This window comes from Chryseobacterium sp. CBTAP 102 (assembly GCF_003201365.1).
GTDB classification, from domain to species: domain Bacteria; phylum Bacteroidota; class Bacteroidia; order Flavobacteriales; family Weeksellaceae; genus Chryseobacterium; species Chryseobacterium candidae.
On record NZ_QICX01000001.1, the window covers coordinates 212,079 to 230,989 of the forward strand.

Annotated in this window: 21 protein-coding genes, 1 tRNA gene and 1 riboswitch; of the genes, 18 read left to right on the forward strand and 4 right to left on the reverse strand. The window is 36.3% G+C overall.

Annotated elements, in window-relative coordinates; translation table 11 throughout:
- Positions 1-5: 5 nt before the first annotated feature.
- A riboswitch (TPP riboswitch) is annotated at positions 6-114 on the forward strand.
- A gap of 25 nt (positions 115-139) precedes the next feature.
- Entirely contained in the window at positions 140-733 is a 594-nt protein-coding gene (gene pnuC / locus C8D70_RS00930) for a nicotinamide riboside transporter PnuC (RefSeq protein ID WP_076597327.1), read from the forward strand.
- Positions 723-1,754, forward strand: a complete 1,032-nt coding sequence (locus C8D70_RS00935; protein WP_110366088.1) for a hypothetical protein — start codon at positions 723-725, stop codon at positions 1,752-1,754. Before pnuC ends, C8D70_RS00935 begins: the two co-directional genes overlap by 11 nt.
- A 16-nt stretch (positions 1,755-1,770) precedes the next feature.
- Here C8D70_RS00935 and C8D70_RS00940 read toward each other — a convergent pair whose 3' ends face one another.
- The 3 genes from C8D70_RS00940 to C8D70_RS00950 form a co-directional block, all read right to left on the reverse strand.
- A complete protein-coding gene (locus C8D70_RS00940; RefSeq protein WP_110366089.1) occupies positions 1,771-1,986 on the reverse strand; it encodes an NAD(+)--rifampin ADP-ribosyltransferase in 216 nt (71 codons plus the stop codon).
- A gap of 90 nt (positions 1,987-2,076) precedes the next feature.
- A tRNA-Ala gene (locus tag C8D70_RS00945) sits at positions 2,077-2,150 on the reverse strand.
- A 546-nt stretch (positions 2,151-2,696) separates the two neighbouring features.
- Positions 2,697-3,380 (reverse strand): hypothetical protein, encoded by a 684-nt coding sequence (locus C8D70_RS00950; protein WP_110366090.1) that lies wholly within the window; start codon positions 3,378-3,380, stop codon positions 2,697-2,699.
- Positions 3,381-3,761: 381 nt separating this feature from the next.
- On the opposite strand from C8D70_RS00950, the gene C8D70_RS00955 reads away from it, so the two are divergent.
- Positions 3,762-4,130, forward strand: a complete 369-nt coding sequence (locus C8D70_RS00955) for a hypothetical protein (RefSeq protein WP_110366091.1) — start codon at positions 3,762-3,764, stop codon at positions 4,128-4,130.
- 40 nt (positions 4,131-4,170) lie between these two features.
- Here the strand turns inward: C8D70_RS00955 and C8D70_RS00960 are convergent, their stop codons facing one another.
- A complete protein-coding gene (locus C8D70_RS00960; RefSeq protein ID WP_110366092.1) occupies positions 4,171-4,809 on the reverse strand; it encodes a hypothetical protein in 639 nt (212 codons plus the stop codon).
- Positions 4,810-4,962: 153 nt separating this feature from the next.
- On the opposite strand from C8D70_RS00960, the gene C8D70_RS00965 reads away from it, so the two are divergent.
- From C8D70_RS00965 to hisIE, 15 genes are all read left to right on the forward strand, one after another.
- Complete coding sequence (locus tag C8D70_RS00965) at positions 4,963-5,535, forward strand: C40 family peptidase (RefSeq protein WP_110366093.1); 573 nt, start codon at positions 4,963-4,965, stop codon at positions 5,533-5,535.
- A 250-nt stretch (positions 5,536-5,785) separates the two neighbouring features.
- The gene (locus C8D70_RS00970; RefSeq protein ID WP_110366094.1) at positions 5,786-6,397 is read left to right on the forward strand and encodes a methyltransferase family protein; all 612 of its coding nucleotides are present in this window, start codon (positions 5,786-5,788) and stop codon (positions 6,395-6,397) included.
- Between the two features lie 82 nt (positions 6,398-6,479).
- Positions 6,480-7,292 carry a 2,3,4,5-tetrahydropyridine-2,6-dicarboxylate N-succinyltransferase gene (locus C8D70_RS00975; RefSeq protein ID WP_076597319.1) on the forward strand — a complete coding sequence of 271 codons (813 nt, stop codon included), beginning with the start codon at positions 6,480-6,482 and terminating at the stop codon, positions 7,290-7,292.
- A 29-nt stretch (positions 7,293-7,321) separates the two neighbouring features.
- A complete protein-coding gene (locus C8D70_RS00980; RefSeq protein WP_110366095.1) occupies positions 7,322-8,491 on the forward strand; it encodes a glycosyltransferase family 87 protein in 1,170 nt (389 codons plus the stop codon).
- A gap of 5 nt (positions 8,492-8,496) precedes the next feature.
- On the forward strand, positions 8,497-9,426 hold the full coding sequence (locus tag C8D70_RS00985; RefSeq protein WP_110366096.1) for a glycosyltransferase family 2 protein: 930 nt from the start codon (positions 8,497-8,499) through the stop codon (positions 9,424-9,426).
- Between the two features lies 1 nt (position 9,427).
- Positions 9,428-10,204 carry a polysaccharide deacetylase family protein gene (locus C8D70_RS00990; protein ID WP_076597316.1) on the forward strand — a complete coding sequence of 259 codons (777 nt, stop codon included), beginning with the start codon at positions 9,428-9,430 and terminating at the stop codon, positions 10,202-10,204.
- Positions 10,201-11,298: a glycosyltransferase family 4 protein gene (locus tag C8D70_RS00995; RefSeq protein ID WP_110366097.1), complete on the forward strand. Its 1,098-nt coding sequence runs from the start codon at positions 10,201-10,203 to the stop codon at positions 11,296-11,298. The genes C8D70_RS00990 and C8D70_RS00995 overlap by 4 nt, the downstream gene beginning before the upstream one ends.
- 246 nt (positions 11,299-11,544) lie before the next feature.
- Entirely contained in the window at positions 11,545-12,402 is an 858-nt protein-coding gene (gene hisG, locus C8D70_RS01000; protein WP_076597314.1) for an ATP phosphoribosyltransferase, read from the forward strand.
- A 279-nt stretch (positions 12,403-12,681) separates the two neighbouring features.
- Positions 12,682-13,956, forward strand: a complete 1,275-nt coding sequence (gene hisD / locus C8D70_RS01005) for a histidinol dehydrogenase (RefSeq protein ID WP_110366098.1) — start codon at positions 12,682-12,684, stop codon at positions 13,954-13,956.
- Positions 13,957-14,134: 178 nt separating this feature from the next.
- A complete protein-coding gene (gene hisC, locus C8D70_RS01010; protein ID WP_110366099.1) occupies positions 14,135-15,160 on the forward strand; it encodes a histidinol-phosphate transaminase in 1,026 nt (341 codons plus the stop codon).
- 2 nt (positions 15,161-15,162) lie between these two features.
- Entirely contained in the window at positions 15,163-16,257 is a 1,095-nt protein-coding gene (gene hisB, locus C8D70_RS01015) for a bifunctional histidinol-phosphatase/imidazoleglycerol-phosphate dehydratase HisB (protein ID WP_110366100.1), read from the forward strand.
- Positions 16,258-16,259: 2 nt separating this feature from the next.
- Positions 16,260-16,838, forward strand: a complete 579-nt coding sequence (gene hisH, locus C8D70_RS01020; RefSeq protein ID WP_110366101.1) for an imidazole glycerol phosphate synthase subunit HisH — start codon at positions 16,260-16,262, stop codon at positions 16,836-16,838.
- A gap of 2 nt (positions 16,839-16,840) precedes the next feature.
- Entirely contained in the window at positions 16,841-17,563 is a 723-nt protein-coding gene (gene hisA, locus C8D70_RS01025; RefSeq protein WP_110366102.1) for a 1-(5-phosphoribosyl)-5-[(5-phosphoribosylamino)methylideneamino]imidazole-4-carboxamide isomerase, read from the forward strand.
- Positions 17,556-18,308 (forward strand): imidazole glycerol phosphate synthase subunit HisF, encoded by a 753-nt coding sequence (gene hisF / locus C8D70_RS01030; protein ID WP_076597308.1) that lies wholly within the window; start codon positions 17,556-17,558, stop codon positions 18,306-18,308. Before hisA ends, hisF begins: the two co-directional genes overlap by 8 nt.
- Positions 18,305-18,892, forward strand: a complete 588-nt coding sequence (gene hisIE / locus C8D70_RS01035) for a bifunctional phosphoribosyl-AMP cyclohydrolase/phosphoribosyl-ATP diphosphatase HisIE (RefSeq protein WP_110366103.1) — start codon at positions 18,305-18,307, stop codon at positions 18,890-18,892. Before hisF ends, hisIE begins: the two co-directional genes overlap by 4 nt.
- The last annotated feature ends 19 nt before the right edge of the window (positions 18,893-18,911 follow it).

An 18,911-nucleotide genomic window follows, 5' to 3' on the forward strand; every position in this document is an offset into this window, starting at 1 on the left:
CCTTTGCCCCAACAATGGGGTGCTACAGATAAAAGTGGCTGAGATGATACCCAGGAATATACTTCCACACCTGATCCGGATAATGCCGGTGTAGGGATTGATTATTTATCATCTCATCATTTGATTTCTAATAATTAATATGATGCAGGACATTTTAAAACAAATTACCTTACCGGAATGGTTTGGAGTCTTATTTTCAGTCATTCAGGTTTTACTGGCCCGTAAAAACAATGTCAACAACTATCTTTTCGGAATTGCAGGCATTCTGCTTACGCTGTATGTGATGCTTACTTCAAAGCTTTATGCTGAATTTACCTTAAATCTTTATTATCTGATTATGAGTATGTACGGATGGCTGTACTGGAAATTCGGGAAACAGAAATCCGAAATGGAAATCTCCATTACCACCACCACAGAAAAATGGATTACAGGAGGAATTGTTCTGGGAACGTTTATCTTATTCTGGTCTTTTCTTACTTATTTTACCGATTCGGATGTTCCTGTTTGGGATTCTCTGGTGAGTGCTTTTGCCTGGGCAGGAATGTGGCTCATGGCAAGAAGAAAAATTGAAAACTGGGTGATACTGAATGTCAGTAATATCATTTCCATCCCTTTGATGATTCATAAAGAATTATATCTATATGCTGTTTTAACGTCGTTTTTATTTTTAGTAGCAATTTCCGGATATATAGAATGGCAGAAAATTATTAAATCCAAAGCCAATGCTGAGTAGTAAAGAGATCAGACACGAACTTCATGGAGCTTCTCTAATTTCTGATGAGGTAATACAATATATTCATGAGGAAGGATTACTTAAAATATGGATTCCCAAAAAATATGGAGGACTCGGCTATCGTTTTGAAGAAGGACTTAAAGCATTATTTGGCTGGGCTGAAACCGATGGAAGTTTCGGCTGGATGCTGACGCTTTGTGCAGGAGCGAATTATTTTTCCAGAAATATCAAACCAGAAGTAGCTCAGTTACTCTTTACCCATTTTGAAACCTGCTTTGGCGGAAGCGGAATGATTGGCGGAACTGCAGAAAAAAAAGATAACGGCAACTATTTGATAAACGGTTTATGGAATTTTGCAACAGGAGCACCTCATCTGACCCATTTTACATTAAATGCCAAGGTTACGGAAAACGGGAAACCTATAATGGATAAAGACGGTAAGGAGATTATTCACTCATTCATTGTCCCAAAGGAGCAGGCTCAGATTATCCCCAACTGGAAGTCTATGGGGATGAAAGCCAGCGGAACCTATTCGTTCACCATTGAAAATGTCATTGTAAGCGAAGATTACAGTTTTGTTTATGATACTTTTTTCACGAATGATATTCTGGACAGTATTCCTTTTCGGGTTTTTGCGGATCTGACGCTATTGGTCAATTATCTGGGAATGGCTTCTCATTTTATTGAAGAAGCAGAATGTATTCGTCCTGGGATCAATTTCAAAAATTTTGCAGAATCTGTTGAAAAGAATTTGGATAAAGTATTATATATTGCCAGAGAAGTAGAAAATATACTTGATGATCAGAAAGAAATTTCAGAGGATAAACAAAACGAGATTCATGAATATGGGGTAGAGCTGGTCCACAAATTATCCCATCATATCCTTACTGCTTATACACAGCTTGGAATCCGTGCTACAGATCCTTATTCTGCAGTTTATCAGGTGTTCTGTGACTATTTTACAGCGGCAATGCATTCCAATTTCAGACCTTCTGCTGATGCTCTTGATTTTTCTTTCTGAGCAGTGAATATTTCTGCTAAAGTCGGGTGATTTCTCTGGTCATTTTCAAAGGCACCTGAGAACGATAAGACTGCCTTGGGTTTCCAGGAAATTTTTTATCTGTAACATTGGGATGATTTTCGAAATTTTCTTTTGGTTCTGCAATAAGCAGCTTTACAGATATTTCTTTCTCTTCAAAGTTCATCCCTTGCAGACAAAGCTTGATCACAGGATTAAAAGAGATAAACTCTATGCTTTTTTTATACTATTGGAATTGTAGAATTTAAAAAAACAAACTTTGATAAAAAAAAGAGCTGTAATTCAATGTGTTACAGCTCTTTTGTGGAGAATACGGGATTCGAACCCGTGACCTTTTGACTGCCAGTCAAACGCGCTAGCCAACTGCGCCAATCCCCCGTCTTTATTTTAAAGTGGTACAAAAGTAAGTATTTAATTGATATTTACAAATATTTTGTAGTTTTTATTGAATTGAATTAAAGGGGAAATACGCTCAGCGCAGTAAAAGTAACCATTTTCAATTGAATAACTTCTCAATTAATCCTATTCTTGTGTGAAATTATATTACAATCATGTAACTCTATACGGGAAGATTACTTCTATGGGATAGTACTATTACAGAACAGAGAAGCGCCCGAAGATTTTCAAAATTTCATAAAACCCCGGAAAATAGTAACGGAGACATTATCAATTTTTTTAGTCTCTCGGTTGAACGTTTTCTATTGGATCTTTTTGATGCATTTATTTTTTCTTCTATGATTTTAATTTTCTGAAAAGAAAAAGCAGTATTAAACAATAGCCCCTTAATTAGGGCTAACCTTTTATAGTTTTATAGTTCTTTTTACTTCCTCCAGGAATTCCAACCGAATAAACTGGATTTGAAAAAAATAAAAACAGCCGCAATGAAAATATTGGGGCTGTCTTTTTGAAATCAAATATCAACTATTATAAAGATCTGGAGCGGGCAATATTAATAAGGTATACAAGGTGTGCGTACATGCTTCGCTTTACAGACTCTACTTTTATATCTCCGGTACTCTGGTTAATAGTAGTTACCAGATCTGTATTACATTGACCAGCAAAGTTTCCGTTTCCTAGGTAGTTGGCTGTATTGGTACTTGGATATGAGATTCTGGGATAGTCAGGTGCCGTTTGGTTAGCAACAGGAGCTGTGCCGGTAAAACCTTTATTATCAACATATCGGGCAGTCCAGGTGCCTAGGAACTGTCCGTTGCCGGTATTGATACCTTGTCCCACAATAATTTGAGTATCTACAGGATTGGTGAACCCTGCACAAGAGGAGTAATGGTTTACAGAAACAGTACAGGAAGAAGCATTGTCACCAGGTTGAAAGCATTTTCCTTCGTATACAGTGGATCTTTGTTCATTGGAAGAGGTTGATGTGTTTAGTATAGCCTTTGGCGCAAAAATTTCTTCTGGAGAAATAAGAGTTAAAACTCCCTGTGCATCTGCTGCAACAATTTTTTTTTCAGCATTTGAAAGTCCTCTTACTCTTACCAGGCCATTTACATCCAAAGTATGGCTCGGAGTAGATGTATTAATCCCAACTTGTGCTTTTGAGCTGCTACAAATAACAAATGCTGCTAAAAATAGTGTTTTTGTTTTCATGTAATTTTTTAAAAGTTTATTTTTTCACTAAGGTAAGAAATATCTTTAAAGTAGAAATAAAAATAGCTTTAAATCTAATATTGATATAATTATAAACGAATATTGAGCTTATTACTATTATTTTTTAACCATATTTTTATAATAAGTCAAATTTATATACCTTGTATTTGTTTGAAAAATATTTGTATTTTAGCCAAAATATGTTGTTTTTTAATAAACATATTGGGTGCTGATTAAAATTCAGATAATCTGAATAAAAAAATTAGTAGATTTGCACGGAACAAAAAAATAATAAATATTAAGAAACATTCTCTGTAACTGGATTTTTAGGAAGAAAGCGCAGGAGAATAACAGGATTTAGGTTATAAAACTACTGAAACTATGAAGAAACTTTTTTTACTTTTATTAACAGCGTTTTTATTTATCGGGTGCAGCTCTGATGATGATACTATTTATGATTATGTAGGAACATGGTCTGGTTCTTATGAAGGAGCAGATAAAGGAGTTTGGAATTTTGTGGTAGATGAGAGCGGCAAAGTAGTAGGGACAATGCATTCCGATGTGAATAATGAAAACTACAGTATTACCGGAAATTTAAGTGAGACAGGAGATCTTAACGCCAGAGTAGGGCTTCCTTCACAAGGAGATTTCAAAGGAACGTTAACGAAAGAAAAAAAAGGAAACGGAAATTGGTCCAACTCACTTCCAACACCTGCAATATCAGGAAGCTGGAAAGGAGAAAAGAAATAAAACAAGAAAGTCTGCAGAATCTACTGCAGACTTTTTTTATTTAAACAAATCCTATATGGGTAACCTTGTCATTTTCATTCTTTAATGTTACAAAATAGAGCAAAAGATCATCATCGGAAAAGTATTTTTTAAAAGACTTATCTTGTTGCTGATTCCAGCGGATTATTTCCTTACTACTTTCGATACTATAATTTTCAGAATCCAGTTTTAAAGTTAAAATCACTCCATGGTCTGATGTACAATGATCATTTTTATACAGAACATGATCTTTCATTGTTACACCATCAGAAAGATTATTAATTGCACCCCATTGAAATTCTCTCAGAATTTTTCTTCCTTCTTCAGTCTTTAAACCATTTTCAACCGTTCTTTTTCCTCTTTCAGAAAGTGTATCTAAATCTTTAATGATCGTCATTACCTTTGCAAACTTCTGGTAGAGGAGGGGATCACCTGCTTCTTTAATATATACTTCCAGGCTTTTCCTGATAATTTTCCCCATTCTGGAACAGTGGCCGAATTCAGAACTGTTCTGTCTCACTTTCTCATACGAAGGATTTTTTTTAAAGGCAGCTTTATTGAACCCGCTTTTCTTCCGAACCACATTTTTGCCATTCAGAGTATAAAATACCAGATCTCCCACCGCTCCGGTGATCTTGATTACACTTTCATAGGTTGCCATATCTTGAAAATAGAAATCAAATATACCAATAAATAATGAAAATCAAAATTTTAACTTATGTTTATCATATAGTTGTAGTATAGTTATTTTATAATTAAAATATAAAATGTATATTTGTGTATGTTTTGTTAATTAATTATAAATCAGAAGAGTATGGAAACGGGATTATTTGAACAAAAAATGAACATAAAGCAGATTGTTGCGGTATTAGCAGCTTCAGTCTTTGTAGTATCCTGCGGATCCTCGAAAAGTGCTTCAGGAAGTAAAAAATCAAATACGAAAACCATTGCAAAAACCGAAAATCTCAGAAAGCTGGATTCCAAATTTAATGGTAGTGTTTCCAGATCAATCAATGATATTCTGAAAGATGCAGAAAAGTATATCGGGACACCTTATAAATTCGGAGGCAATACTTCGTCAGGATTCGACTGTTCGGGATTTACGGTAAAAGTATTTGAAGAAAATGATTTTAATCTTCCCAGAAGATCTTCTGATCAGGCCGAAGCCGGAAAGAATATTGATATAAGAGACGTAAAACCTGGTGATCTGTTGTTTTTTGCAACAGCCGGAGGAAGCAGAGTATCTCACGTGGGAATTGTTCATGATATTGGTCCTGACGGAGAAGTGAAATTTATTCATGCTTCTACCTCAAAAGGTGTGATCATCTCATCCCTGAACGAAAAATACTGGAATAAGGCCTATCTTCATGCTCAAAGAGTGTTGTAAATATTCTATCAATAGAAATGGGCTTTAGCCCGTTTAATCGAAAAAAAGAAATCAACCGGCTTTAGCCAAAACTTATATCATCATCTTCTTTAAACCACCCCGTCAAAAATTCTTTGAATTTTCATCACTTCCGGAGGATAGGAATTTCTAAGCTTACAATTGCAAATTTCATCAATCCCAATAAAATCCCCAATCATTGCAATAGCATTGCATAACAAAACTTAGCAAATTTGCCCAAAACTATTATCATATGGCAGATTTCATCAGATTTTTTATCCCTTTTTACTTCATCATTTTCTTTTTGGTCTCATTTGTTGGCATTAGCTACAAAGTGGCTAAACAAATTGGAAAAAATCCTGACGTTCTTCCTAAAGATGATTCCGCATACGGACTTGTGGGATTGTATTTTAAGCTGATTTTATTTGCTTTGTTTATCTATACAATGCTACTTTTATTTTTTCCGAAAGAAATTTTCTCTGCTTTTAAAATCAATGTGCTGGAATATGATTTTTTTCAGTACACAGGAATTATATCAATGATTTTTGCATTGATTTGGGTGATCATAGCCCAGTTACAAATGAAAAACTCATGGAGGATTGGAATTGATAACTCAGCAAAAACAGAACTGGTAACTCACGGATTATTCAGATTTTCAAGAAATCCCATATTCCTGGGAATGACCATCAGTTTTATTGGATTTTTCCTTGCTTTCCCTACTGTAATTGCTTTTGCTTTTCTTCTGACGGGAAATATTTTAATACAGATTCAGATCAGGCTTGAAGAAGAGTTCCTTCTAAAGGAACACGGAGAAATTTACAAGACCTATAAAAAGACCGTGAAGCGTATGTTCACCTTTTATTAAAACACAATGTTAAAAACAGTTTTGCTGAACTTTTTTGTATCTTTGGGCAGTATAATTTTTCAAACTAATTTAAATAAGAAACATGTCATTACAACAAACTATTGAAAATATCTGGGACAACAGAGAATTATTGCAGAATGAAGACAGCCAGAAGGCAATCAGAGAAGTTATTTCTTTAGTTGATAAAGGGGAACTTCGTACTGCAGAACCTACAGAAAACGGATGGCAGGTAAATGAATGGGTGAAAAAAGCTGTAGTAATGTATTTTCCGATCCAGAAAATGGAAACGATTGAAGTAGGTCCGTTTGAATTTCATGATAAAATGCCTTTGAAGAGAGGTTATGCTGAAAAAGGGGTGAGAGTTGTACCACATGCAGTAGCGAGAGAAGGAGCTTACATTGCTCCGGGTGTAATTATGATGCCTTCTTATGTGAATATTGGTGCTTATGTAGACTCGGGAACAATGGTAGATACCTGGGCTACAGTAGGAAGCTGTGCACAGATCGGTAAAAACGTTCACCTGAGTGGTGGTGTTGGTATTGGGGGTGTATTGGAACCTTTACAGGCTGCTCCGGTAATCATTGAAGATGACTGCTTTATCGGTTCAAGATGTATCGTTGTAGAAGGAGTTCACGTAGAAAAAGAAGCCGTATTGGGTGCCAATGTAGTATTAACCGCTTCTACAAAAATTATCGACGTTACAGGAGATACTCCTGTTGAAATCAAAGGAAGAGTTCCTGCACGTTCAGTAGTAATCCCTGGAAGCTATACAAAACAGTATCCTGCTGGAGAATATCAGGTTCCATGTGCACTGATCATCGGTCAGAGAAAAGAATCTACCGATAAGAAGACATCTCTGAATGATGCACTGAGAGATAATAATGTAGCGGTGTAAGATTACTATTTTAATCTAATACAACAATCTTGAAAGAAAAATTTCTTAAAATATTATTAAACCCTAAATACATATTTGGGGTTTATCTTATTATATCCGTTGTTACAGCAATTTCCAAATACCTGAGAGGAGATTATGCGATTAATAATTATCTGATTTTTAAAAATGTATTCTTTAATACAATTCATCAGAAAAACCTGTTTATCCATTATCCTGATCTTTATTTTGATCTGAACCATTATGGGGTATTTTTCAGTGCGTTGATAGCTCCATTTGCCATGATGCCGGATTGGCTTGGAATTTCACTTTGGAATATTGCCAATACTTTCATCTTTATCTACGGAATTTATAAACTGCCCTTTTCAGACAGCAAAAAAGCAATCTTTGGTTTGCTTTGTCTTCAGGAATATATTACTGCTGCTTTAAGTCTGCAGTTCAATGTAGCACTCACAGGTCTTTTGCTGTTGTCTGCAGTGTATATTTACGAAAGAAAAGAAGTAAAATCTGTAACTGCAATTTTAATAGGAATATTCGTGAAAATCTACGGAATTGTAGGATTGACACAGTTTTTCTTTATTAAAAACAAAACCAAATTTATTCTTTCAGGAGTTGCTATTGCTCTATTGTTTTTCGTCCTTCCGATGGCCTATTCAAGTCCACAGTTTGTGATTCAGTGTTATTCAGACTGGTTTCAGTCTATTGTAGAGAAAAATAATGAAAATCAGGTGCTGGGAAATATGCAGGACATCTCTTTGATGGGATTTGTAAGAAGAATTTTAGCAGATGCATCCATTTCAAATCTTGTATTTTTAGCAGGCGGATTACCGCTTTTTGCTTTGCCATACATCAGAATTAAGCAATATAAGCACTATGCTTTCCAACTGATGATTCTGGCTTCCACATTACTGTTTTTAGTATTGTTCAGCTCCAGTTCAGAATCTCCAACCTATATTATTGCGGTGGTAGGAGTGCTGATCTGGTTTTTCCTTCAGAAAGAAAGAACACCATTGATTATTGGATTACTGGTTTTTGTCATTATTTTCACATGTTTCTCCACTTCGGATCTGTTCCCGAAATTTGTAAAAGAGAATTATATCATTAAATATTCATTAAAAGCCGTACCTTGTATTGTAATCTGGTTGAGAGTAACTTATGAACTTCTGACTAAAGATTTTGAGAAAAATTACAGCCTGAATTAATACATATGAAGAAAATTTCAATTGTAATTCCTGCCTATAACGAAGAGGGAAATGTCGCTATGATCCATCAGAAAATTAAAGAAGTTTTTGATGGGTTGAACAATTATGACTTTGAAATCATATTTGTCAATGATGGCAGCAGAGACAATACGCAGCAAAAATTAGAAGAACTTTCCAGACAATATGATGAAGTGAAATTCATCGAATTTTCCCGTAATTTCGGACACCAGCCGGCTGTAAAAGCAGGAATGGACAGTGCCCGCGGAAATGCAGTCATTTCTATGGATGGAGATCTTCAGCATCCGCCGGAGATTATTCCGGAAATGATTAAGAAATGGGAGGAAGGCTATGACGTAGTTTTTACCTATAGAACGTATCCTAAGGAGATTTCTTTTTTTAAAAGAAAAACATCAGACTTATTTTATAAACTTTTATCAAGCTTATCCGATGTTAATTTAACGAAAGGTGGCGGCTCAGATTTCAGACTGTTGGATGCAAGCGCTGTTGAAGTCATGAGAAACTTCAATGAAGATGATCTGTTCCTCAGAGGATTAACCAGTTGGATGGGTTTCAAACAAACAGGAATCGACTTTACTGCAGCAGAAAGACTCTCAGGGAAAAGCAGTTACAACCTTAAAAAAATGTTTACTTTTGCCTTCACGGGAATCACTGCATTTAGTGTAAAGCCTCTTTATCTGGCTGCATATCTGGGATTTTTATTCTCTGCGCTTTCAGTTATTGGATATGGAGCATACGTTATTCATTCATTTATTGCAAAAACAGAGATTTCGGGATGGGCATCATTGATTATGACTATTGTTTTCTTTGGAGGACTTCAGCTGATTATCCTCGGAATTATGGGGATTTATTTAGGTAAAATATTCAAGCAGGTGAAAAACAGACCTAATTATATTATTAAAAACAAAAATTTTTAAAATGGTTTTATTGAGTTTTGACATTGAAGAATTTGATATGCCATTAGAATATAAGGGTGAAATTCCCTTTGAAAAGCAGATTTCAATTTCACAGACAGGATTAGAGAGAATTCTTGATATCCTTAAAAAACATAATGCTAAAGCTACTTTTTTTTCCACCGTAGTTTTTGCAGAAAACAGCAGACATCTTATTGAAAGGTTATTACAGGAAGGCCATGAGCTGGCTTCTCACACCTGGTTTCATTCAGAATTTGAAGACAAACACCTCAAAGAATCAAGAGAAAGGCTGGAAGAATTATTCTCCACAAAGGTTACCGGATTAAGAATGCCGAGAATGATGCCTGTAGACGAAAAAGAAGTGGAAAAAGCAGGATATTCTTACAATTCATCCATCAATCCGACATTTTTGCCGGGACGATATAATAATTTAAAAGTATCCAGAACCTATTTCAAAGAAGGAAATGTAACGCAGGTTCCGGCATCGGTTTCTCCTAATTTCAGAATTCCTTTATTCTGGTTAAGTTTTCACAATTTTCCTTTATTTTTCTACAGGAAACTGGCTTCGGACTGTCTGAAAAAAGATCAGTATCTGAACATTTATTTCCACCCGTGGGAATTTGCAGAAATTAAAGATGAAGCCTTTAAACTTCCCGGATTTACGGTAAAAAATTCAGGAAAAGATATGGTGGAAAGGTTTGATTCGTTTGTAGGCTGGCTGAAAGAAAAAGGACATCCATTCGGTACATTTCAGGAATTTCAAAAACAGATAGAACGATGAAGATTGCCTTTGATGCAAAACGGTTTTTCCACAATACATCCGGTCTTGGAAATTACTCGAGGGATCTTGTAAGAATCCTTTCAGAATACGAACCGGACAATGAATATCTGTTACTCAACAAAAACAAATCGGAGCGTGGGAAAGATATTCTGGAACACCCGAATGTTCAATTTATTGAAACCTCAAAAGGAAACCTTTCCCGCCAGTTAAAAATGGGTAAAGATGCCCAGAAGCAAGGTGCTGATATTTTCCATGGATTATCGGGTGAACTTCCTTTAAAATGGGATCCAAAGCCTATTAAAAAGGTCGTTACTATTCATGATCTGATCTTTGTAAGATATCCTCAGTATTATTCTTTTTTTGACAGAAAAATCCATTTCTGGAAATTCAAAAAAGCGGCTGACACCGCTGACAAAATTATTGCTATTTCAGAACAGACCAAAAGAGATATTATCCGGTATTTAAAAGTTCCTGAGACAAAGATTGAAGTCATTTATCAGGGATGTCATCATGCTTTCAAAGAGCAGCAGTCTCCGGAATTAATGGAAGCTGTCAAAGAGAAATTTAAGCTTCCGGAAAGGTTTGTGTTGAATGTTGGAACTATCGAAGACCGTAAGAACCTTTTGAATGTTGTAAAAGCAGTCAACGGTACAGGAATTCCTCTTGTAGTCGTAGGAAGAAAGACCAAATATTACCAGAAAATAGAAAGTTTCCTTAAAAAGAATAAAATGGAAAAACAGGTGCTTTTCCTGGAAGGAGTTTCTATGGATGAGCTGGCTTGCCTCTATAAACTGGCAGATATTTTTGTCTATCCAAGCTTCTTTGAAGGCTTCGGAATCCCGGTTATTGAAGCTCTTTTCTCCAAAACTGTGGTCGTTACCAGCAATACCAGTTGTCTGCCTGAAGCAGGTGGAAAAGACTCTGTGTATGTGAATCCTGAGAACGATCTTGATATCCGGGCCAAATTAAAATTTCTCTGGGAAAATGAATCTGAGAGAAAACGCCGTGAGGAAAAGGGTTTCGAGTTTGTTCAGAAGTTTAATGACGAACCCATTGCAAAGCAGCTGATGAATTTTTATCAAAAATTAATTTAAAAAAACTTTGCATTTTAAAAATAAATCCTACATTTGCATCATAATTCAAACAATGAAACCAACTTTTTTAGCATTACATCATTATCATCATCATCTCTGTTAGACGGAATTGATTGATAATAAGTATGTGCTAAAATCAAAATAATTAAAACCGTCTGAGTAAATAGGCGGTTTTTTTGTTTCCTGAATTCTCCTCAGAAATTTCAATAGATCAGTTTTTATTTGCTCGGACCCAAAAAAGGCAAAATGAGTAAATTAAAAATTGCAATCCAAAAAAGCGGACGGCTTTATGAAGAATCTCTTCAGCTTCTCAAAGACTGCGGAATCTTCGTCAACAACGGGAAAGATCAGCTCAAAGTTTCAGTAGATAACTTTCCGATGGAAATCATGTACCTTCGGAATTCAGACATCCCGCAATACCTGGAAGATGGAGTAGTGGATGTTGCTATTGTAGGCGAGAATCTTCTGACTGAGAAAAGTAAAAATATCAAAACAATCCAGAAACTTGGGTTTTCAAAATGCCGTGTTTCATTGGCAGTTCCCAAAGAAGTGGAAACTGATGAACTTTCTTATTTTCAGGGTAAAAAAATTGCTACTTCTTATCCCAATACTCTTAAAAACTTTTTAGAAAATCAAGGAATTGTTTCAGATATTCACGTTATTTCAGGTTCTGTAGAAATTGCTCCAAATATCGGTTTGGCAGACGGAATATGTGATATAGTAAGCTCCGGAAGTACCTTATTCAAAAACGGATTAAGAGAAACCGTCACTCTGCTGAAATCGGAAGCTGTGCTGGCTCAAACACCTCGATTGTCGGTTGAAAAACAGGCGATTCTTGAAAAATTTGTCTTCAGAATCAAAGCGGTGTTAAAAGCAAAAAATTCAAAATATATTCTGATGAATGTTCCCAATGAAAAAATACAGAAAGTATCAGAAGTTCTTCCTGTATTAAAAAGCCCTACAGTGATTCCGTTGGCAGAAGAAGGCTGGAGCAGCATTCATTCCGTGATTGATGAAGAACGTTTCTGGGAAGTGATTGACGAACTCAAAGAAAATGGAGCACAGGATATTTTAATCATTCCAATTGATAAGATGGTTATTTAAAATATTGACTATTAAGATGATAAATGTTGGTTAATGCAAAGGCGTAATGAACATGAAATTAATACTGTTTTAAGGCGCAAAGATTTTATCTGCAATAAAATTGAATGCTGCTTTAATTCACAAAATTATACTCTCATACTTGCTGAAAATCTTAGATTTTTTTGCGCCTAAAAAAAGCAACAGAATTAAAAACCTTGCGCCTTTTTTTTAAAAGCATTTAAAACCATATAAATTAACAACTTAGCAGTTAAAAAAGGCATTTAAATTTAAAATAATACAATGAAAATATACAGATATCCTACAAAAGACACCTGGAAAAACCTGGTAAAACGCCCTGTTTTGGAACAGAAAGAAATTTCAGGACTTATCACAGAAATTTTTGCAGAAGTTGAAAAAAAAGGAGATAGCGCTTTAATAGAATTCAATAAAAAATTTGATAAAGCAGAAACCCAAAGCATAAAAGTTTCTGAAGCTGAGATTCTGGAGGCAGAAAAACAGATTAATAAGGAGTTGAAACAAGCCATTCAACAGGCAAAAGAAAATATTTCAAAATTTCACGCCTCTCAAGTACAGGAAATTCAGAAAATTGAAACAACAAAAGGAGTTGTTTGCTGGCGTGAAAACCGTGCTGTAGAAAAAGTGGGAATTTATATTCCGGGAGGAACGGCTCCTTTGTTCTCTACGGTATTGATGCTTGCAGTTCCTGCAAATCTTGCCGGATGTAAAGAAACAGTCCTTTGCACACCACCGGATAAGAATGGGAATGTTAATCCCGCAATTCTTTATGCAGCAAAACTTTGCGGGGTTTCGGAAATCTTTAAAACAGGAGGAGCGCAGGCTGTTGCTGCAATGACTTTCGGAACAGAGTGCATTCCAGCTGTCAATAAAATTTTCGGGCCTGGAAATCAGTTTGTCGTAGCAGCCAAAGAATATGCCCAGCGTTATGGAGTTGCGATCGATATGCCTGCCGGTCCGAGTGAAGTTCTTGTGATTGCAGATGAACAGGCTGTTCCTGAATTTTGTGCTGCCGATCTTCTTTCGCAGGCAGAACACGGAAGCGATAGTCAGGTTGTTTTTATTACAACAAACCTTAAAGTGTTTGATAAAACAATAGAGTGTGTTGAACAGCAAATCAAAGAATTACCCAGAAATGAATTTGCTGGTCAGGCTTTGGAAAACAGCTCTTTTATTTTGATCAATACGCTGAAAGAGGCTCTTGAGTTCAGCAATCTTTATGCTCCGGAGCACCTTATTCTGGCGATTAGTGATTTTGAAAAATATATTCCGGAAGTTCAGAATGCGGGATCAGTTTTCCTTGGGAACTACTCCTGTGAGAGTGCTGGAGATTATGCCAGCGGAACCAATCACACACTTCCTACCAATGCCTATGCGAAGAATTACAGCGGAGTATCCCTGGATAGCTTTGTGAAGAAAATAACATTCCAGCAACTTTCAAAAGAAGGACTTCAGAATTTAGGAAAAACCATAGAACTCATGGCAGAAGCAGAAGGTCTGTTTGCCCACAAAAATGCAGTATCAATAAGATTAAAATGATAATTGTTGGAAAGCGCGCAAAAATGAACCATTAAGAAAATAAAGGTTTAAGTAAAGTTAAGATCCAAATACATTTAAATTCAACTCACTACTTAATAAAGATCTGAAGATATTTTCTTCAATATCCTTTAACTCAATTCATCTTAATGGTTTAAAATAGTTTTAAACAAACAATACAATGAAAAATAACAGTATCAAAACACTCGTAAGAGACAATATATTACAATTACAGCCCTACATCAGTTTCAGGGACCACAATGAATTTAATGCTCCCGTTATGCTGGATGCGAATGAAAGTCCTTTTGGAGAATGCAACCGTTACCCTGATTCTACCCAGAAAAAGCTTAAGAAGAGACTTGCAGAGCTTAAAAACGTTCTGTCTTCACAGATCGCCATAGGAAACGGCAGTGATGAGCTGATAGACCTTATCATCAAAATCTTCTGTGAGCCTAAAAAAGATGCCATTCTGATGATGAACCCGTCCTTTGCAATGTATGGTTTCTATGCGGCAATCAACGAAAATAAAGTGCAGAAACTTGATTTGGATGAAAACTTCGAGATTGTAAAAGAGAAATTTTTAAAAGCTGCGGAAGATCCTTCTCTTAAAATATTCTTTCTATGCTCTCCAAATAATCCTACAGGCAACAGCATTGATGATATTGAATTCTATCTTCAGAATTTCAACGGGATTGTAGTGGTAGATGAAGCTTATATTGAATTTTCCGGAAAAAAATCAAGTATTGAACTTCTGAATCAATATTCCAATCTGATTATACTGCAAACATTTTCCAAAGCGTGGGGAATTGCCGGAGCAAGAGTAGGTATGGCTTATGCGTCTGAAGAGATTATCACCCTTATCAATGCCGTAAAAGCTCCCTATAATGTAAATGTTCTTAGCCAGGAACTTATTCTGAAAACACTGGAGGATAAAAACAGACTTCAGGAAAACGTAAACCGTATTCTGGAAGAGAGAACATGGCTGAAGCAACAGTTTGAAGGGATTACATGTATTTCGAAAATATTTTCAACGGATGCGAATTTCTTTCTGATCAGAATGGAAAATGTAGATCATGTATACGGAAAAATGCTTGAAGAAGAGATTTTAACCAGCAGAAGAGATCCTGCAATTCAGGGTTGTATCAGGATCAATGTAGGAAGCCGTGCAGAAAATGAAAAATTAATTAACCTTTTGAAAAGTATTTAACAATGAAAAAAGTACTCTTTATAGACCGCGACGGAACACTGATTATTGAACCGCCAACAGATTTTCAGGTAGATTCTCTGGAAAAACTTGAATTTTATCCGGGCGTTTTTCAAAACTTAGCAAAAATCGCCAATGAACTGGATTACGAACTGGTGATGGTCACCAATCAGGATGGCCTGGGAACGGAGAGTTTTCCTGAAGAAGATTTCATCAAACCCCAGGAAAAAATGCTGAAAGCCTTTGAAAATGAAGGCATCATTTTTAGTGATATTTTAATTGATAAAAGCTTTGAATCTGAAAATCTTCCTACCAGAAAACCAGGAGTCGGAATGCTCGGGAAATACATTTATGGAAATTACGACCTTGAAAATTCCTATGTAATTGGTGATCGAAGTACAGATGTGCAACTTGCTAAAAACCTTGGGTCTAAAGCTATTTATCTTAATGAAAACTTAAACAGTGAGGCGGAGCTGTCTGCAACACGATGGTCAGAGATTTATCAGTTCTTAAAAACAGGAATGAGGAAGGCTAAAGTATCCAGAAAAACCAATGAGACTGATATTGAAATTGAAGTCAATCTGGATGGAAACGGAAAATCAGATATTTCAACCGGACTTCACTTTTTTGATCACATGCTGGATCAGATTGCCAGACACGGAAATATGGATCTTACGATTAAAGTGAACGGAGATCTTGCTGTAGATGAGCACCACACCATTGAAGACACGGGAATTGTTCTGGGAGAAGCTATTTTAAAAGCTTTAGGAAAGAAAAAAGGCATTGAAAGGTATGGTTTCCTGCTTCCGATGGATGACTGTCTTTCTCAGGTGGCTATTGATTTCGGGGGAAGGTCATGGCTGGTTTGGGATGCTGAATTTAAAAGAGAAAAGATAGGAGATGTGCCTACGGAAATGTTTTTTCACTTCTTTAAATCCTTTACTGATGCTTCAAAATCCAATCTGAATATCAAAGCAGAAGGAGGTAACGAACACCACAAAATTGAATCCATCTTTAAAGCCTTCGCAAAAGCTGTTAAGATGGCAGTCAACCAATCGGATAGTAACTACAGTCTGCCTTCTACAAAAGGAAGTTTATAAATATGATCGCTATAATAAAATACAACGGAGGAAATGTTAACTCTGTCCAGAATGCTCTCAACAGGCTGAATGTTGATTCTGTGATCACCGATGATCCTGAACAGATTTTTAAAGCTGATAAAGTGATCTTTCCGGGCGTTGGAGAAGCTTCATCCACTATGAAACTGCTGAAGGAAAAAGAACTTGATCTTTTGATTCCTGGCCTTAAGCAGCCTGTTTTAGGAATATGCCTCGGAATGCAGCTGATGTGCAAGGAAAATGAAGAAGGAGATACTGAAGGAATGGGAATTTTTGATATCAATGTCAGAAAATTTCCATCAACGGATATTGTTCCGCATATGGGCTGGAATACGCTTTCAGAGCAGGTTTCTCCACTGTTTTCAGGAATTGAAAAGAACAGTGATGTATATTTTGTTCACAGCTATTACTGTGAGCTTTCAGATTGTACAACTTCTGTCTGTGATTACATCCTGCCATTCAGTGCTTCTTTGCAGAAAGACAATTTCTATGCAGTACAGTTTCACCCTGAAAAATCAGGAATGATAGGAAATCAGATCGTTAAGAACTTTATAAATTTATAATGATGAAAATTATTCCGGCTATTGATATTATCGACGGGAAATGTGTCCGTCTATCAAAAGGAGATTACAACACAAAGAAAATATACAATGAAGACCCTGTAGAAGTGGCGAAAGAATTTGAAAGTTTCGGCATTCAGTTTCTTCACCTGGTGGATCTTGATGGAGCGAAATCAAAGCATATCGTCAATCAGAAAGTGCTGGAAAATATTGCCCGTTCTACTTCGCTGCATATCGACTTTGGAGGAGGCTTAAAAACTCAGCAGGATATTGAAACAGCATTTAATTCCGGTGCTCAACAGATCACTTTAGGAAGTATAGCCGTTCAGGATCCTGAATTCTGCTATGAAATGATCCAAAAATATGGATCAGAAAAGATCATTTTGGGGGCAGACTGTGAAAACAGAAAGATTAAAACATCCGGATGGCTGGAGGAAAGCGATAATGATGTGATTGATTTTATCCTTCAGTATCAGGAAAAAGGAATACAGTCCACAATATGTACTGATATTGCAAAAGACGGAATGCTGGAAGGTCCTTCAACAGAACTTTATATTGAGATTTTAGACAAGACCTCTGTTCAGCTGGTGGCAAGCGGTGGTATTTCAGGCATCACTGATGTCTATAAAATGAAAGATATAGGATGTACCGGAACGATTATCGGGAAAGCAATTTACGAAGGAAAAATCAGCTTACAACAACTTAAGAAATTTATTGAAAATGCTTAAGAAAAGAATTATTCCATGTCTGGATATAAAAGACGGAGCTACGGTGAAAGGAATCAATTTTGAAGACCTTAAAAATGCAGGAGATCCCGTAGAATTGGCCAAAAGATATGAGCAGGAAGGAGCAGACGAGCTTGTTTTCCTGGATATTACAGCTACTATTGAGAACAGGAAGACTTTTGTGGAACTTGTAAAAGAGATTGCCAAAGAACTAAGTATTCCTTTTACGGTGGGAGGTGGAATTTCTTCTGTGGAAGATGTAAGAAAGCTTTTAGAAGCAGGTGCAGACAAGATCAGTATCAATTCTTCAGCCGTAAAAAATCCGGGTCTTATCTCTGATCTGGCCCAAGAATTCGGAAGTCAGTGTGTGGTGGTAGCCATTGATACAAGACAGGTGGGAGATAAAGATCTTGTCCACATTAAAGGAGGAAGAGAAGCCACGGAGCTTCTTACTGTGGAATGGGCAAAAGAAGCAGCGGGTTTAGGAGCAGGCGAAATTCTATTGACTTCAATGGATGGTGACGGCACAAAAAACGGCTTTGACCTTCGCATTACAAAGCTTGTTTCAGACAATATCAGTATTCCTGTGATTGCTTCCGGAGGTGCTGGTAAGGTGGATGACTTTGTTAAAGTATTTCATGAAACAAAAGCTACAGGAGGTTTGGCAGCCAGCATTTTCCATTTTAATGAAATAGGCATTCAGGATTTAAAACAACAGTTAAAAACTCAGAAAATAGAAGTACGATGAATATAGATTTTAATAAAGATAACGGGCTTGTTCCGGTAATCATTCAGGACAACAGAACACTGCAGGTTCTGATGCTGGGCTACATGAATGAAGAAGCTTTTGAAAAAACAAAAAAAGAAGGAATTGTTACTTTTTTCAGCCGCTCCAAAAACAGACTGTGGACCAAAGGAGAAGAATCCGGTAATTTTCTAACGGTAAAAAGTATTGACATAGATTGTGATCAGGATACCATTTTAATTAAAGCCGTTCCGAAAAATGTAGTCTGTCACACAGGGAGTTTCAGCTGTTTTGGAGAAAAGAATACTCAAGGATTTATGTATGAGCTGGAAGATAAGATATCACAGAGAATAGATACGAAAGCCGAAGGTTCTTATACGTATTCACTTTATCAGAGAGGAATCAATAAAATGGCTCAAAAAGTAGGAGAGGAAGCCGTAGAATTGGTTATAGAAGCAAAAGACAATAATGATGATCTTTTTAAAAATGAAGCCGCAGATCTGCTGTATCACTTCCTGATTTTATTGAAAGCCAAAGGGTTTTCGCTGGAAGAAGTTGAGGAAGTTCTTAAAGACAGGGACCAATGATAACAGATAAAATGGTTCT